The organism is Paenibacillus sp. A3 (assembly GCF_001399685.1).
Taxonomy (GTDB): domain Bacteria; phylum Bacillota; class Bacilli; order Paenibacillales; family NBRC-103111; genus Paenibacillus_G.
In genome coordinates, this window is the sequence record NZ_JTHN01000080.1 from 1 (window position 1) to 15,266 (window position 15,266).

Consider the following 15,266-nt stretch of genomic DNA (forward strand, 5'->3'; position numbering starts at 1 on the left):
AAGTTACTACTGACGAGAACTTGCATTCTCTTTATGACACTCACTCGATGTTCAGTTTTCAAAGGGCAATGATGTTGTTCGTCATGTTTCGACTTCGTTTTACAACCCGTCGAAAGCGACCTCTTTAATATACCACATCTTCAACCTGTAATGCAAGTACTTTTTTTAAAGTTTTTTTTCGAAACTCTTCAAAAGCTTGTCCTTGCACCAGTTTGCGATGCCCCAGCTCATGGCCGGAAGACTAATATACCATGGCTCAAATCGAAAATCAACCCCTCTACATAAAAAAGATACAAACCATCGTTGGTTTGTATCTTAAGTCAGAAATATCGCTTTAAATTCCGGTGGCCGAAGCTGCCGACAGCTCGTGCTGGATTTCGTCGTGAATATGACCATTCGTAGCCAGAACATCGCGGACATGCAAGCTGTACGGCTTGCCTTCCGTATCCGTAACCTTGCCGCCCGACTCGGAAATGAGCAGCGCTCCGGCAGCCATATCCCAAGAATTTAATCCGATTTCCCAAAAACCGCTCAATCGCCCTGCAGCTACATAGGCCATATGCAGAGCCGCAGATCCCGCCACGCGAAGATTCCTTACTTTAGGAGCCAATGCTTGAACGCCGCGCATGTTCACCGGCAGGGCGCCCGCCCGATCCGCAGGGAATCCGGTGGCAACCAGACTGTCGATAAGCTTCGTTTCGGAAGAAACTTGCATACGCTTTCCTTTGAGATAAGCGCCTTTTCCTTTCTCGGCGACATACAATTCGTTATGAACGGGATTGTAAACAACGCCGACAATGACCTCGCCTTTATGAGCAAGCGCCAGCGATATGGAGAAGAAGGGAAAGCCGTGAACGAAATTTGTCGTGCCATCCAACGGATCGACGATCCACAAATATTCGGCGTCTCTCAGCTGCTCCAGCGCTCGCTTGGAAGCTTCGGGACCGGGAGCGACTCCTTCCTCGCCCAAAACAACGTGATGAGGAAAATGCGTCTGTATCAAATTGCGAATCATCGTTTCAGCGCCCTTATCAACTTCCGTGACAAGATCGTGGGACGAATATTTGGTTTGCAGCTTGTTGAAGTCTCCAAGTTTGCTTTGAATCCATTCTCCCGCTTTGGAAGCGATGTTAATTGCGACCGCGGTAAAGCTTTTGCTGCCGACAGCAAAGGAGGGGATGTTGGAATTGGTCATTACTAATCATTCCTTTTCTATACCAATAAATAGAAGTATTTTTCAATCCTAGTGACATGGCAACAGATCGAATAGTATCAGTATAGTTAATATACGTAAAATATGCTACGGAGTTTCGTCCAGACAGACAGTTAAATGTGACAAAACCTTGATTTTTCCAAAACACCTAATTTATACAAGAAAACCACCCGCCGATATGACGGATGGTTGGGTTACAAACTGGAATATTAAACGCCGACAATATGGTAACCGCCGTCGACATAAATCACTTCTCCCGTAATCCCGCGGGACAGATGGCTCATTAAGAAGAGAGCCGTATCTCCGACCTCGGCGGTTTCGGTCGTGCGGCGCAGGGGAGCTTTTTCCTCGACGGTTTTCAGGATGGAGTTGAAATCTTTGATGCCTTTCGCTGCGAGTGTGCGGATCGGACCTGCCGATATGGCATTGACACGAATGTTATATTGGCCGAGATCGTTCGCCAAATAACGTACGCTGGCTTCGAGCGCCGCTTTGGCGATCCCCATCACGTTATAGTTTTTCATAGCGCGTTCGGCGCCCAAGTACGTCATGGTCATAATGCTGCCGCCTTCGGACATAAGCGGGTAAAGCTTCTGGGCCACGGCCACCAGGGAGTAGGCGCTTATATCATGTGCTAACGCGAAGCCATCTCTCGATGTATTGACGAACAGCCCTTCCAGCTCCTCCGCGCGTGCAAAAGCGATGCTGTGCACAATGCCGTGCAGTACGCCAAACTGTTCTTTCAGGCCTCCGGCCAGCTTTTCGATATCTTCGTCGGAAGTAACGTTGCATGGCAGGACGACGGAGTTCGGAATCGTATCGGCCAACTTCCGCACCCGCTCCTCAACCCGTTCGCTTTCATATGTAAAAACAAGTCTTGCACCGTGGCTCGCCAAAGATTGCGCAATCGCCCAGGCAATGCTGCGGTCGTTAGCGACCCCCATGACCAATATGTTTTTGCCGGCAACCAAGTTCATATCCATCAGTTCCCCTCTCATCCATAAAATAGGGCTCGGACAACTTTCTCCCTTCTCAACGTACTTTATTTCAACAAAGATTTCAAGTGTGGCGGATTCGTCGAAATTACAGCTCAAACGAGGCTTGGGACAATACCGTAATCCCTTCTTCCCGGCCGATCGCTTCCATAAGATGAAACAGCGCTTCATCTTTCTTCTTGGCTTCAAGCATGATATCGAGCCGAGGCGTTGTCGGGGCGATGGCACGCAAAAAGGGCATGAGAATCCCGGTATCGATGAAATCGGCATGGCCGCGAGGATCTTTTTCGCTTTTGGGACTGGAGACATGAATTTTGGGCGGCAATTCGCGCGGAGGAGCCGCGGTATTTGCCTGCGCTTTCTGACCTTGCCATGTCCGCTGAATCCTCGGCCATAGCTCTTCCGCCGCCTCTTCGCTCCGGTTCACTAGGTCGTGATGAATGTCAAGCACCATCGGAACGCCGACCTCCTCGCATACCTCCAAGGTTTCGAGGGCGGTAAACGTCTTGTCGTCGTTCTCCAGCGTCATCCGCTCCCGAATCCGCTCCTCCAGAGCATCGAAATTGCGAATGAACCGTTCTCTTGCCGTTTTTTTGTTGCCGTATGTGCCCCCGACATGAATGTTGCACTTCGCTGACGCGTCCAATCCCATCGCTTCCAGCATGCGGACATGACGATCCAGATCGGCGAAAGAGTGCCGCAGCACCTCCTCCCGCGGAGTGCTTAATACCGTAAAATGATCGGGATGAAAACTGATTCGCATCCGATGCTCCCGGGCATAGCTGCCGATTTCCGCAAACGATTCCGCCAGTTCTTCCATCGGGTCCCAGTCGCCAAGCATCTCGTGGCCAATTAAGGGAATCAGCCTGGAGGAGCAGCGGTAAAGCTCGATGTCATGCGCTCGGTTATGCTTTAGAAGCCGGAGCGTGTTATGAAGGTTCTCGGCGGCAATCCGTTCCAGCTTGCGAAGCGCCGCATCCCGGTCGTCGAGCTTGGCAAAGTTGGTATAAGTCATCGTTTTGGAAGGCGAGGCATTCTGAACCATCATGGACATGGCTACGTAACCAAGACGCACGATCACGATACAATCACGCTCCCGAGAGTTAATTACTCCATAGCTTGTCCCCGGAAACAAAAAAGCACCCTCTTCCATGGCTGGAAAAGGATGCTGCCCTTGTAAGGTTTAAGCACCATAATATTATGAAGGGTCGGTGAATGGACAGTCTACGCCCGATCTCCGAAAAACATTTCGTGTGCCAACGACGTCTGGATTCGTGCTTCCTCCTCGTTTAGCTTGCGAACCAGCTCCATCTCGACCTGTGTCACTTCTTCGCCCTGAAAATTAATTTCGGCGATGGAGGCCAAAATTTTGACGATGGCAATGGCTTGGTTATCCGGCGTATAGGCAATGACTTTCTGTCCGGTAGGAAACACGCGGAAGCCGCTTTTCATCATTTTGCCGCGGCCGTACTCCAGCAGCTCGAACAACTCTTGTTCGGATTTGAATTTGCATACAGAATTGAACTCAGTTTGAAATCCCATGAATTCGCTCCTTTCAGCCGTCTTTTGCTTAAGCATATCGAACCTGGGAAGACAAAAGCAAGTCCGGCGGCTCAGGCTCCGCCGAAGGTTAGTCCAAGGTATACTCCAAGCGCTGCTTCTCGGCGTGACGCTCCAGCGCGAGACGAATTAAGTCGTCGATCAGCTCGCTGTAAGGCTTCCCGCTCTCGCGCCACAATAGCGGATACATACTGTAAGGAGTGAAGCCCGGCATAGTGTTTATTTCATTAATGAAGATTCTGTTGTCTTCTTTCCGCAGGAAGAAATCGACGCGGGACAAGCCCGAACCGTCGATAGCCGTGAAAGCCCGAAGAGCGAGCTCCCTAATTTCTTCCGCCGTCTCTTGCGGAATTTCGGCTGGAATAATCATCGACGACGTGCCGTCGACATATTTGGCCTTGTAATCGTAAAACTCGCTCGAAGATACGATCTCACCGACGACGGAAGCTTGCGGCTCGTCGTTGCCGAGCACCGCCACTTCCACCTCGCGGGCATTCACGAACTCTTCGACAATGACCTTGCGGTCGTAACGAAACGCTTGATTGACGGCGGCAAGCAACTCTTCGCGGTTGCGCGCCTTGCTTACGCCGACGCTCGATCCGAGATTGGCCGGCTTGACGAAGCAGGGATACCCGATCGAGATTTCAATTTCCATCAGGAAATAGCTGTTGTCTTTTTCCCACTGGTTTCGCGTGAAGTGGCGGAAAACGCATTGAGGCAGGCCTTCCTGGGCAAATATTTTTTTCATGGCGATTTTGTCCATGCCTACGGACGAAGCCAGGACGCCGGCGCCTACGTAGGCGATATTCGCCATTTCGAGCAGCCCCTGAATGGTGCCGTCTTCGCCGAACGTGCCGTGCAGCAACGGGAATACGACATCCAGCGGGGCGGACGGCGCGGAAGCGCCCAACACCTTGATCCGCGCGTCGGGAGAAGCCGGCCGGGCGGCAAAAAACGGCTGAAGGGCAAACTCTCCCGAAGATTCGGACGAGCCATCGAACGCAAGCGCTTCGACCGATTCGGCCGGCGCTGTAAGCTGCGGTCCCGCATGCCAGTCCCCTTGCTTGGTTATGTAAAACGGCTGCACCTCGTATTTGTTCAAGTCGAATGCTTTGATGACGGCCAGTGCCGTTTGGAGCGAGACTTCATGCTCCCCGGATTTGCCGCCGTAAATCAAGCCTACACGTATTTTGTCGCTCATAAAAACCTCCGGAAGTATGTTGATCCAAGCCGTCTAAAATCATGAAAAAGCAGGCTCCGTGCATGGCCGATGGCAGAAAAGCGAAGCCTAAGCTACGGCACTGCCAAATTCGGAAGATTAAAAGGAATCGGATAAATGCAGGAAACGGTAGCGCGTTCGCTTCGTCCAAGCCGGAGAATCCGTATAGCTCCAGTACCGATGCTTGCTGTTGATCGTCTGAGCATTGACAAGCGGCATGCCGCTTGGGTCCTTGGCGGTAACAATGGTGGTATGCTGATACCGGCCGTCGCCGTCCCAGTCGTAGCTTATGATATCGCCCAAATCGAGCTGCTGCGGATTGGCCACTTCTTGGGCCCGCAGCCCTCTGCGGCTTGTCAGCAAATAAAACTGCAGACTTTCGGCTACGGCCCAACTGAAGCTCCAGAGCTCCTGACCGCCGACCCGGCCTTTGTACCACCAGCCCGAATCCCTTTTACCAGTATAGTTCATAGGCGCTCCGCCTGCAAAGATGCATTGGGACACGTAATTGCTGCAGTTGACTTCAAAAGCAAGATAGGCCGGATTTGTTCTGTCCCACCACTGGTCGGCGTAACGCACCGCTTCGACCCGGTTGTAAGGGGTGCGGGCGGCGGCTTGCTGGAAATCGGAAATGATTTGAGTGTTCAAATACGGTACGGAAGGTGCACGCATTAACCCGACGGCGGCAAACGAATCTTCCGCCTGCATGATCCCGCCCGCAACCGAAGGTTTTAGACGTAAAGCCTGCTCCGTCTGAAGATATTCGATATGCACAACGGCCCAGCCGTCCGACGCCGGGGAAAGGGTGATCCGCTCCTGTTCGATCCGCTGCTCTTCGTGGAGGACCTGCCGAATCTCGCCGACAGTCGTCCGTCTGAGGGTGACGTCGGCTACGATGCTGTCTCCGCGCTCCGCCACTTGATCGACGGTGAGCCGGGTTTCGCTTTTGGTTGGTAGGAATTGCCGCTCACGGTCGGTATCCGCCCGCCGGGCAAGCCTCTCGGTCTGCGCACGCAAATAGGCGGCATCCTCCACAAAGGGCAGCATCGGTTCCACGGAATAATCGATGTCCATTTGATTGCGATGATGTACATAGTCGTAGAGGGTCGTTTTCCAAGACACGGCATCGGTCCCCTTTCATCGGAAGCCTGTACGGCTAAGGTCGATTTATTTCAACAGGACAGAAAACATTCATTCCCATGGTATGCGCGCCGCCGTATAAAAATGAGCGAAATCAACCTTTACGAAACGGCCTTTCAGCATGTATACTATAGCTATGGCTAATAATGAAATCAAGTTTCATACGATGAAACAAGATCCATGCAGCTGATTATTGTCTAAGGAGGAATAGCACCATGTCTAAAAAAGACCAATTCTCGGTCCGCAAGCAGCTGAACGTTGGCGGTCAATCGTACAACTACTACAGCCTGCAGGCGTTTGAAGCGCAAGGCAACGGCCATGTGCAAAATCTGCCTTTCTCCATTAAAGTTCTGCTTGAAGCGGCGATCCGTCAATTCGACGGCAAGGCGATCACGGCAGAGCACGTGAAACAAATCGCCGGCTGGGCTTCCGAACGCGACGCCAACAAAGAAATTCCGTTCATTCCGGCACGGATCGTGCTGCAGGACTTCACCGGCGTACCGGTTGTCGTCGACCTGGCAGCCATGAGAGATACGATGAAACGGGCGGGCGGCGACCCGAAACGGATCAACCCGCTTGTTCCGGTTGACCTCGTTATCGACCACTCGGTTATGGTTGATGCCTTCGGTTCCCCGGACGCACTCGAATATAACGAACGCATCGAATTCGAACGCAACGAGGAGCGCTACCGCTTCCTGCGCTGGGCGCAAACGGCGTTTGACAACTTCCGCGCCGTGCCGCCGGATACCGGTATCGTTCACCAAGTTAACCTTGAGTACCTCGCATCCGTCGCAGCAACGAAAACCGTTGACGGCGAAACGGAAGTTTATCCGGATTCCCTCGTCGGTACGGACTCTCATACGACGATGATCAACGGTTTGGGTATCGTTGGCTGGGGCGTCGGCGGTATCGAGGCCGAAGCAGGCATGCTGGGCCAACCGCTGTATTTCGTAACGCCGGAAGTTATCGGCTTCAAGCTGACCGGTACGCTGGCGGAAGGTGCTACGGCAACCGACCTCGCGCTGACCGTAACCCAAATGCTGCGCAAAAAAGGCGTTGTCGGCAAGTTCGTCGAATTCTACGGCCCAGGCCTGAGCAACATCAGCTTGGCAGACCGTGCGACGGTAGCGAACATGGCTCCGGAATACGGCGCAACGATCGGCTTCTTCCCGGTTGACTCCGAGTCCTTGAACTACATGAGAGGCACGGGCCGCAGCGAAGAGCAAATCGCGCTTGTCGAAGCTTACTATAAAGAGCAAGGCATGTTCCGCACCGACGCAACGCCGGATCCGGTGTTCAGCGATACACTGGAGCTTGACCTCGGTTCGGTCGTTCCGAGCTTGGCCGGTCCGAAGCGTCCGCAAGACCGCGTCGAGCTGACGAACATGAAGGAATCGTTCAACAGCATCATCCGCACTCCGATCGAAAAAGGCGGCTACGGCTTGTCCGACGAGAAAATCGCGGAAACGGTCGAAGTGAAGCATCCGAACAACGAAACGAGCAAAATGGGCACAGGCGCCGTCGTTATCGCAGCGATCACTTCCTGTACCAATACGTCCAACCCAAGCGTTATGCTGGGCGCCGGTCTCGTTGCGAAAAAAGCGGTAGCTCTCGGCCTCAGAAAACCGGGCTACGTCAAAAGCAGCTTGACGCCGGGCTCCCTGGTCGTTACCGACTACTTGAAAAAAGCCGGTTTGCTTGAGTCGCTCGAAGCGCTCGGCTTCCACGTCGCCGGCTACGGCTGCGCAACGTGCATCGGTAACTCCGGTCCGCTGCCGGACGAAGTCAGCAAAGCGATCGCCGACAACGATATGACCGTAGCTGCCGTACTTTCCGGCAACCGGAACTTCGAAGGCCGCGTTCATGCTCAAGTAAAAGCCAACTACCTGGCTTCTCCGCCGCTGGTCGTCGCTTATGCTTTGGCCGGTACGGTCAACATCGATCTGGCGAACGATCCGATCGGCTACAACCAAAAGAACGAGCCGGTTTACCTGAAAGACATCTGGCCGACATCGCAGGAGATTCAAGAAGCGATCCAATCCGCAATGAGCCCTGCGCTGTACCGTGAAAAATATGCTAACGTATTCCGCTCCAACGAGCGCTTCAACGCGATCCAGGTACCGGAAGGCGAGCTGTACGAATGGCCGACTTCCACGTATATCGCGAACCCGCCGTTCTTCGAGAACCTGGGCGCCGGACTGTCGGATATTGCGGATATCCGCGGAGCCAAGACGCTTGCGCTGCTCGGCGATTCCGTCACGACGGACCATATCTCGCCTGCGGGTAACATCAAGGCCGATAGCCCTGCCGGCAAATACTTGATCGAGCATGGCGTGAAGAAAGAAGACTTCAACTCCTACGGTTCCCGCCGCGGTAACCACGATGTCATGATGCGCGGTACGTTTGCGAACATCCGTATCCGCAACCAAGTGGCACCGGGCACCGAGGGCGGCGTAACGACTTACCTGCCGACCGGCGAAGTCATGTCCATCTACGATGCTTCGATGAAGTATCAAGAGCAAGGCACGAACCTCGTCGTTATTGCCGGTAAAGAATACGGCACAGGCAGTTCCCGCGACTGGGCGGCAAAAGGAACGTTCCTGCTCGGCGTGAAAGCCGTCATCGCGGAAAGCTTCGAGCGGATCCACCGTTCCAACCTCGTCGGCATGGGCGTGCTTCCGCTGCAATTCTCGGAAGGTCAAAGCTGGACATCGCTCGGCTTGACCGGCAGAGAAACGTTCGACATTACGGGTCTGAGCAACGACGTACAGCCGGGTCAAAAAGTATCCGTCAACGTCACGCGCGAAGACGGCTCGAGCTTCAGCTTCGAAGCGATCGTGCGTCTGGACAGCTACGTGGATGTCGATTACTACCGCAACGGCGGTATTCTGCAAACTGTCCTGCGTCAAATCATGGCCTAAAACGAAGCCTTCCATATGCAAAGAAGCCCCAATATCCTCCTCGCGAGGCTTTGGGGCTTCTTTTTTGGCTATATGAAGCAGAATCCGCCGATTACTTCAGCATCTTGCCCATCCTGCGGGCGGCCTCCATCAAGGCAGGCGCATGCTCCTTCATCTTCTTGAGCGTCAGCCGGTTGGCCGGCCCCGACACCGCGAGAGCGGCAACCAGCCGCTGGGCGCGGCCGAAGATCGGCGCCGCCACCGCCGCGGCGCCGGGTTCGCGCTCCTCGACGCTGGTGGCGTAACCCAGCGTCTTGACTTCCTCCAGCTGCTGCAAATAAGCGGCTGGAGAACCCCCCGTCGGCCAGGACGGATCGAGCAGCAGCTGCTGCTGCTCGTCCGGATCGGCGAAGGCGACGAGGATCTTGCTCGACGCGCCGACGGACAGCGGCAGTCTGGCCCCGATCGGAGCCACCCGGCGGATTGCCTGGTTGCTCTGAACCGCCTGCACACGGACGCGCTCCATGCCGTCGCGCACGTACAGGCTGACGGTCTCGCCGACTTGATCGCGCAGCCGTTCCATCTCCGGCAGCACGATCAGCGCCGGATCGTCGCTGTGCGTCAAATTAGCGCTTAGCTCCCAAATGCGAAAGCCGAGACGATACCGCTCCGAGGCCGGGTCGCGGATGATGAAGCCTTTGCCTTCCAGCGAGGCCAGCAGCCGGTGGACCGTGCTTTTGTGCAGCCCGACCCTTGCGGAAATTTCCGTTAAGTTCAAATCTTCCGCTTCCGTAAAGCAAAGCAATATATCCAGAGCCCGTTCGACAGCGCGAACGGTTAGTTTGCCATCTTCGACCATATTCCCACTCCCCGAAAATCCGTTTCACTGGTTGAAATCTATTATAGCCGATTTACACGCGTTTTCCTATATGAAGGTCGTTCCTTCTTCAATAAAATATTGTTTTTCCAGTAGTTGTAACAACCGATGTTACAGGGAGATTACAGAAAGTTTACATTTTTCGCGCAATATTGACGCCCGGCCATTCTCCCTATACTATAAAAATATAAGGATCTTACAAGCCTTGAATTTTCGGATCTGACCGCAAATGTATATCGCAAGTTTTTCCCTCCGATCGTTCGGATAAAAGCTGCGTTTTCAAATCGTTACTAGGGCCGTATCCGACGTCATCCGCTACAGGCAGTCATCTTAGTTTCAATGGGAGGGATCCGGCATGGAAACCAATTCTTATTCACCCGTACCTTTAAACACCACTACGGTTGAAAGCGCTATCAAACGTACCACCTTCCTCAGAAGGCACCGGGGTCTGCTTCTCGCTCTGCTGTCCGTTCTGCTTCTGCTGTTCAGCTTAGCGATGGCCTTCCACGCTTATATTGCTTGGACGCTGGTCCGGCCGCATATCGATCCGCTGCGTTCGAATCCCGCCGTCGCCTTCGGCGCCGCTTACGAGGACGTGCAATTTCCAAGTCTGAATGCCTCCTCCAACCTGTCCGGCTGGTACATCCCGTCGAACGCGGGAACAGCAGCTGCCCGGCAAACGGTTGTGTTCTCGCACGGCTACGGCGGGAATCGCGAAGAAATCTGGGTGCCCATCTACGATTTGGCTAAGGCAGCCCACGGTATGGGCTACAACGTGCTGATGTTCGATTACGGCTACGTCCAGCCTCAGTGGAATGTGACTGGCGGTTTACGCGAATCGCAAGAGCTGCTGGGCGCCGTCCAGTACGCGAAGGACCGGGGAGCCGAAAAAGTGTTCGTCTGGGGCTTCTCGATGGGAGCCGGAACGGCTCTGCAAGCCGCACTGCAAACAAAAGACATCGACGGGATGATTCTGGACAGCACCTTCGTGCTCGAACCGGACACCCTGTACCATAACATGAAACAAGCAGCAAATTTGCCGAAGTTTTCTCAAAGCCTTGTGCATATGTTCTTCCCGCTGATCAATGGAGTCAGCTTGAACCAAGTGCCTTATGACAAAGTGAAAGAGACGCAGTATTCGATGCCGATTTTCTTCATCCACGGCAAGAAAGATTTAAGGGCCCCGTACGAAATGGCGGAAGGGATCTTCCAGAAGCAAAAAGCGGACTCCGGCTCCTCGCTGTGGCTGCTGGAGAACGACGGGCACGAGCTCATCTACCGCGCTCACAGCAAAAGCTATCTGCAGATGACGACCGGTTTCCTCCGTACGTTGTCCTCCGCTCCGGCACAACCGCAGAAGTACAATAAAGCCCGTTAGACAAATCAAACATAGCTGTACACCTCCCCGAATACAATGTTCCTGTAGCGTCCGGTCGCAAAAGCCGGATAAAGCCGAACGACGGGGAGGTTTTTGCGTATGCTGTACGTTTACGGTTCCCTGATGCCGCTCAGGGTGCTGGAGGAAATTCGGTTCTGGAAAATGCAGGAGAGGGAACATACGGTCGTCATCCGCGAACTGGTGCCGAAGCTCGAGCCGGAGTATGCCGCACTGCTGCAGCAATGGGAAGGCGTGCTTGCGCAGACGGAAGCCGCCAGCCAGCAATGGATCGAGGCCGTGCTGCGGGCCAAGCCCCCGGTCAGTCCGTATATCGTCGACAAAGTTAACGAGCTGCTCTATGCGTCCATTGCCCAATCGAAGGAATTCATCCGGCATTTGTTTCTCATTCTGGAACGAAGCCGTCCGGTTCGGGCGAATCCGGTCGTCCAAACCGTGTTCTTGCACATCATACGCGAATCCGAATATTTCCTCGGCGTTCTGCATGCGGTCCAAAGCACGTCTGAAGGATACGAGGAGTTTCGTTCCGAGGATACAGCCGATGCACCGGATGCAGCGACAGAGCACCGTGCTCCGGACGAGGAGCAAGCGCATATCCACTTATGGCGCAGCGAAAGCGAGCCGTCTCCCATCGACCTAAACCAGCTAACGGCGACGCAGGAAGGCACGTGGGCGGGAGAACGCCCCCAATCACCCTATTCAAGACCCGTACCGATCGGAGGCCACAAGCTGCCGCCTCTGCCCTATGCCTACAATGCGCTGGAGCCGTATATCGACGCGGAAACGATGCGGCTGCATCACGATAAGCACCACAAAAGCTATGTTGAAGGGCTAAATAAAGCCGAGAGCATGCTTGCGCGTGCGAGGGAAACGGGAGACTTTTCGCTGGTGAAGCATTGGGAAAGGGAAGCGGCGTTCAACGGAGCGGGACACTACTTGCATACGATTTTCTGGAATGTGATGAAGCCGGGCGGCGGCGGAAAAGCGACGGGGCCGATCGCGGCGGAGATTAAAAAATCGTTCGGCTCTTACGAAGGGTTTCGCAAGCAATTCAGCGCAGCGGCGGATAAAGTGGAGGGCGGCGGCTGGGCCATTCTGGTCTGGAGCCCGCGCAGCCACCGGCTGGAAATTTTGCAGGCGGAGAAGCATCAAAACTTGTCGCAATGGGACGTCATTCCGCTGCTCGTGCTGGATGTATGGGAGCACGCGTATTACCTCAAATACAAGAACGAACGGCCCAAATATATTGAAGCTTGGTGGAATACGGTGAATTGGGACCATGTTAACGAACGGTTTGCGGCTGCCCGTCAATTGATGTGGCTGCCTTATTAAACATAACGAATCCCCGGCCGTTATATCCGGTCCGCATGTGAAGTCAAATGACAACGCGCTGCGAAAGGTGTCGGTCCGGGGATTGCCGCATCCATGTAGAGACATTCCTTGTCGAAGGGCTTATCCCAGGGCGGAAGTGGTGCGGGTCTGCTTGCCGGAACCCAGCATCGAAATGAGCCAGGGAATGAAGAACAGCGGATACAGCATCAAGTAGACATTCGGGGTCCACCATGCCGGATCGAATTCGCCGCGAACGGCCCAGAACGAAATGGCCAGCAGTCCGGAGCTGAATGTTAAACTAAGCGAGATCAGCGACCAGCCGATCCACGCGCTCCGGCCTTTTCCATACAGATACAGGCTGTACAGACCGGTGAGGGAGATGAACAGGTCAATGGGCATAAACGACCAGTTCCACGCAACCAGAATCGGGTTGGTGTAGTCGTTATACAGCCATTCCGGAGGAATAAGCTTCAGGGCGGTAATTCCCCAATACAACAAAAATCCGATGTCTGTGATCCAAAATAACGCCCTTAGCGCCTTAAGCCGCATTTTTATCCCCTTTTCCCATGGCTATTTAATCCTATCCCTGCTGCTTTGACGCAGGGGCGCTTTCCGATATAGCACCGGCCGAGCTTCCGTGAGCCCCTCCGCCCAAGTTCAGTCCGATGACGCCGAGGATGATCAGGACGATAGAACCGGCTTTTAACAGCGACATTGACTCGTTAAAATACAAATACCCGATCACCGCAATAACCGCCGTTCCAAGACCCGACCATATCGCGTACGCCACGCTCACGTCAATTTGCTTCAGCGAGAAATTGAGCGCGGTAAATGCCAGCAAGTAAAAGACGACCATGAGAATCGACGGCGTCAGCCGCGTAAAGCCTTGCGAAAATTTCATCGAAATCGTTCCGGCGATTTCGAGGGCAATCGCTGCCCCCAAATATAACCAATACATCTGCACATCATTCCTTTTCTATTTATTGCTCCATTTCCTGACCCGGACCTTCCGGAATCAATCCTTGCACAAAAACGTCGGCCATCGTTCGGACCGCCCCTGCAAGCGTACAGTCCGTATTCATTAAAAAATCGGCGTCAAACAAGGAGACGGACGCTCCCTTCATCAGTTGGACGATCGTCGGCACATGAACGGGCCGAAAGTGTCCGGCCGCAACGCCCTCCTCGATAATCGCCCTGACGGTTCCCCACTCTTCCTGAAGCAGTCTGTCGACTTTCAACCATTCGTCCGGAGCGAACCGCTTGAGGTCCGAGAGCAGCCGGTGGTCGCCAAGCTGCAGCCCCTTGGGCAGAATCGTCAAAATCGCGCTCAGCTTCTGGGCGCAGGACAAGCTTTCGTCCCGGTAAATGCCTTGCTCGATTCGCTTTACTTCCGAGACCGCCTCATCGACGAGCGTGCCGATGATATGCTCTTTGGATTCGAAGTGCTCGTAAATCGTACGCTTGCTGGTACCCAGCTCGGCGGCCAAATCCGATATCGTAAATTTCAGCCCCTTCCGCTTCATCAGCTCCATGGCGGCTTGCAGCAAACGTTCGCGCACAGGCGATCCCTCTTCCTTAAGTTAATCAATCATCCCATTTGGTACTAGATTATTTTTATCAGTACCAGCAATGATAAAAAGTATACTTCTCTCATCATCGGTCGTCAATGGTTCGTCTCCCGCTCTTCTCTCGCCGGAAAAAGAAAAAGACGCAGGTTCCCCTGCATCTTCTTCGCTAATTCAGTCCTTGATAAGTGATAAAAACTCCGAGCGTGCGGGCGCATCCGTACGGAACAGTCCGCGAACGGCGGAGGTCACGGTTTTGCTGCCCGGCTTCTTGACGCCGCGTGCGCACATGCACAAATGCTCGCCCTCGACGACGACCATGCAGCCGTGCGGCTCAAGCTCCGTCTCGATGATGTCGGCGATTTCCGACGTAATCCGCTCCTGCACTTGGAGGCGGCGGGTGACCGCTTCAACCAAACGGGCGAACTTGCTCAGCCCGGCAATTTTGCCGCTCGGAATGTATCCGATATGGATTTTGCCGAAGAACGGCGCCATATGATGCTCGCATTGGCTGTAGTAGACGATATCCTTCACAATGACGAGTTCCTCGTGCTTCTCGTCGAAGGCAACGCCTAAAATATCCTTCACGTCCGCTTCATAGCCTGCAAAAATTTCTTCATACATGCGGGTTACCCGCGCGGGTGTGTCAAGCAGACCTTCCCGGTCCGGATCTTCGCCGATCAGGCGCAAAATCTCCCGGATATGATATTCGACTTGTTCCCGATTATCGGCAACATGGCTATTTCTGTATTCTTTGGCCGGCATAGGTTATCCTCCTCCTGAATTCGTCCGGAGTTTCCGTTCCAATATAGAAAGAAAAGCCCGCGACCAGGCTTTTCGGGCTTACGGACGAAACTTTTGTTTCTTCATCATGGATTGCATTTTTTGCATCTGCTGCTTGTTCAAGTTGTACCCCATTTGCTTGGCCATCTGCTGCAGCATGTCCGGATTGCTCTGCATTTTTTCAATCTGCTTGCGCAAGTACTGCACGCCGATAAAAAATCCGGCCGCGCCTCCGGCAATAAGGGCGATAACCGCGGTAATGACGTAACCCCACATAATCGTACCT

At 53.9% G+C, this 15,266-nt stretch carries 15 protein-coding genes; 3 read left to right on the forward strand and 12 right to left on the reverse strand.

The genetic code is table 11. The annotated features are described in order from the left end of the window. Positions 1-334 precede the first annotated feature (334 nt). From QJ48_RS11835 to QJ48_RS11860, 6 genes are all read right to left on the reverse strand, one after another. Positions 335-1,195, reverse strand: coding sequence for an inositol monophosphatase family protein (locus QJ48_RS11835; RefSeq protein ID WP_054973803.1), 861 nt, complete (start codon positions 1,193-1,195; stop codon positions 335-337). A gap of 227 nt (positions 1,196-1,422) precedes the next feature. Beyond that, positions 1,423-2,190 (reverse strand): enoyl-ACP reductase FabI, encoded by a 768-nt coding sequence (gene fabI / locus QJ48_RS11840; protein ID WP_054973843.1) that lies wholly within the window; start codon positions 2,188-2,190, stop codon positions 1,423-1,425. A 106-nt stretch (positions 2,191-2,296) separates the two neighbouring features. Next, positions 2,297-3,289 carry a UV DNA damage repair endonuclease UvsE gene (gene uvsE / locus QJ48_RS11845; protein WP_054973804.1) on the reverse strand — a complete coding sequence of 331 codons (993 nt, stop codon included), beginning with the start codon at positions 3,287-3,289 and terminating at the stop codon, positions 2,297-2,299. A gap of 143 nt (positions 3,290-3,432) precedes the next feature. After that, entirely contained in the window at positions 3,433-3,750 is a 318-nt protein-coding gene (locus QJ48_RS11850) for a hypothetical protein (RefSeq protein WP_054973805.1), read from the reverse strand. A gap of 88 nt (positions 3,751-3,838) precedes the next feature. Next, a complete protein-coding gene (locus tag QJ48_RS11855; protein ID WP_054973806.1) occupies positions 3,839-4,969 on the reverse strand; it encodes a D-alanine--D-alanine ligase in 1,131 nt (376 codons plus the stop codon). Positions 4,970-5,086: 117 nt separating this feature from the next. Then, positions 5,087-6,109 (reverse strand): amidase domain-containing protein, encoded by a 1,023-nt coding sequence (locus QJ48_RS11860; protein ID WP_054973807.1) that lies wholly within the window; start codon positions 6,107-6,109, stop codon positions 5,087-5,089. A 233-nt stretch (positions 6,110-6,342) separates the two neighbouring features. Here QJ48_RS11860 and acnA point away from each other — a divergent pair, with 233 nt between their 5' ends. Beyond that, positions 6,343-9,048 carry an aconitate hydratase AcnA gene (gene acnA / locus QJ48_RS11865; RefSeq protein WP_054973808.1) on the forward strand — a complete coding sequence of 902 codons (2,706 nt, stop codon included), beginning with the start codon at positions 6,343-6,345 and terminating at the stop codon, positions 9,046-9,048. A gap of 91 nt (positions 9,049-9,139) precedes the next feature. On the opposite strand, the gene QJ48_RS11870 is transcribed toward acnA, so the two are convergent. Then, positions 9,140-9,886, reverse strand: a complete 747-nt coding sequence (locus QJ48_RS11870; RefSeq protein ID WP_054973809.1) for an IclR family transcriptional regulator — start codon at positions 9,884-9,886, stop codon at positions 9,140-9,142. A 373-nt stretch (positions 9,887-10,259) separates the two neighbouring features. Here QJ48_RS11870 and QJ48_RS11875 point away from each other — a divergent pair, with 373 nt between their 5' ends. Both QJ48_RS11875 and QJ48_RS11880 read left to right on the forward strand, forming a co-directional pair. After that, positions 10,260-11,282, forward strand: a complete 1,023-nt coding sequence (locus QJ48_RS11875) for an alpha/beta hydrolase (RefSeq protein WP_054973810.1) — start codon at positions 10,260-10,262, stop codon at positions 11,280-11,282. Between the two features lie 99 nt (positions 11,283-11,381). Next, positions 11,382-12,632, forward strand: a complete 1,251-nt coding sequence (locus QJ48_RS11880; RefSeq protein ID WP_054973811.1) for a Fe-Mn family superoxide dismutase — start codon at positions 11,382-11,384, stop codon at positions 12,630-12,632. Positions 12,633-12,752: 120 nt separating this feature from the next. Here QJ48_RS11880 and QJ48_RS11885 read toward each other — a convergent pair whose 3' ends face one another. The 5 genes from QJ48_RS11885 to QJ48_RS11905 all read right to left on the reverse strand — a co-directional run bounded on the left by QJ48_RS11885 (position 12,753) and on the right by QJ48_RS11905 (position 15,256). Then, positions 12,753-13,181 (reverse strand): DUF5360 family protein, encoded by a 429-nt coding sequence (locus tag QJ48_RS11885; RefSeq protein ID WP_054973812.1) that lies wholly within the window; start codon positions 13,179-13,181, stop codon positions 12,753-12,755. 31 nt (positions 13,182-13,212) lie between these two features. Further along, positions 13,213-13,590 (reverse strand): multidrug efflux SMR transporter, encoded by a 378-nt coding sequence (locus tag QJ48_RS11890; RefSeq protein WP_054973813.1) that lies wholly within the window; start codon positions 13,588-13,590, stop codon positions 13,213-13,215. Between the two features lie 22 nt (positions 13,591-13,612). Next, on the reverse strand, positions 13,613-14,191 hold the full coding sequence (locus QJ48_RS11895; protein ID WP_054973814.1) for a TetR/AcrR family transcriptional regulator: 579 nt from the start codon (positions 14,189-14,191) through the stop codon (positions 13,613-13,615). A gap of 180 nt (positions 14,192-14,371) precedes the next feature. Continuing rightward, positions 14,372-14,962 (reverse strand): GTP cyclohydrolase I FolE, encoded by a 591-nt coding sequence (gene folE / locus QJ48_RS11900; RefSeq protein ID WP_054973815.1) that lies wholly within the window; start codon positions 14,960-14,962, stop codon positions 14,372-14,374. A 78-nt stretch (positions 14,963-15,040) separates the two neighbouring features. After that, a complete protein-coding gene (locus QJ48_RS11905; protein ID WP_054973816.1) occupies positions 15,041-15,256 on the reverse strand; it encodes a YneF family protein in 216 nt (71 codons plus the stop codon). Between the last annotated feature and the right edge of the window lie 10 nt (positions 15,257-15,266).

Coding starts and splice junctions, on each gene's coding strand:
- QJ48_RS11890 (WP_054973813.1), bottom strand. CDS start 13,590: ATGTATTGGTTATATTTGGGGGCAGCGATTGCCCTCGAAATCGCCGGA.
- folE (WP_054973815.1), bottom strand. CDS start 14,962: ATGCCGGCCAAAGAATACAGAAATAGCCATGTTGCCGATAATCGGGAA.
- QJ48_RS11880 (WP_054973811.1), top strand. CDS start 11,382: ATGCTGTACGTTTACGGTTCCCTGATGCCGCTCAGGGTGCTGGAGGAA.
- QJ48_RS11855 (WP_054973806.1), bottom strand. CDS start 4,969: ATGAGCGACAAAATACGTGTAGGCTTGATTTACGGCGGCAAATCCGGG.
- QJ48_RS11870 (WP_054973809.1), bottom strand. CDS start 9,886: ATGGTCGAAGATGGCAAACTAACCGTTCGCGCTGTCGAACGGGCTCTG.
- QJ48_RS11885 (WP_054973812.1), bottom strand. CDS start 13,181: ATGCGGCTTAAGGCGCTAAGGGCGTTATTTTGGATCACAGACATCGGA.
- QJ48_RS11835 (WP_054973803.1), bottom strand. CDS start 1,195: ATGACCAATTCCAACATCCCCTCCTTTGCTGTCGGCAGCAAAAGCTTT.
- QJ48_RS11905 (WP_054973816.1), bottom strand. CDS start 15,256: ATGTGGGGTTACGTCATTACCGCGGTTATCGCCCTTATTGCCGGAGGC.
- QJ48_RS11850 (WP_054973805.1), bottom strand. CDS start 3,750: ATGGGATTTCAAACTGAGTTCAATTCTGTATGCAAATTCAAATCCGAA.
- QJ48_RS11875 (WP_054973810.1), top strand. CDS start 10,260: ATGGAAACCAATTCTTATTCACCCGTACCTTTAAACACCACTACGGTT.
- acnA (WP_054973808.1), top strand. CDS start 6,343: ATGTCTAAAAAAGACCAATTCTCGGTCCGCAAGCAGCTGAACGTTGGC.
- fabI (WP_054973843.1), bottom strand. CDS start 2,190: ATGAACTTGGTTGCCGGCAAAAACATATTGGTCATGGGGGTCGCTAAC.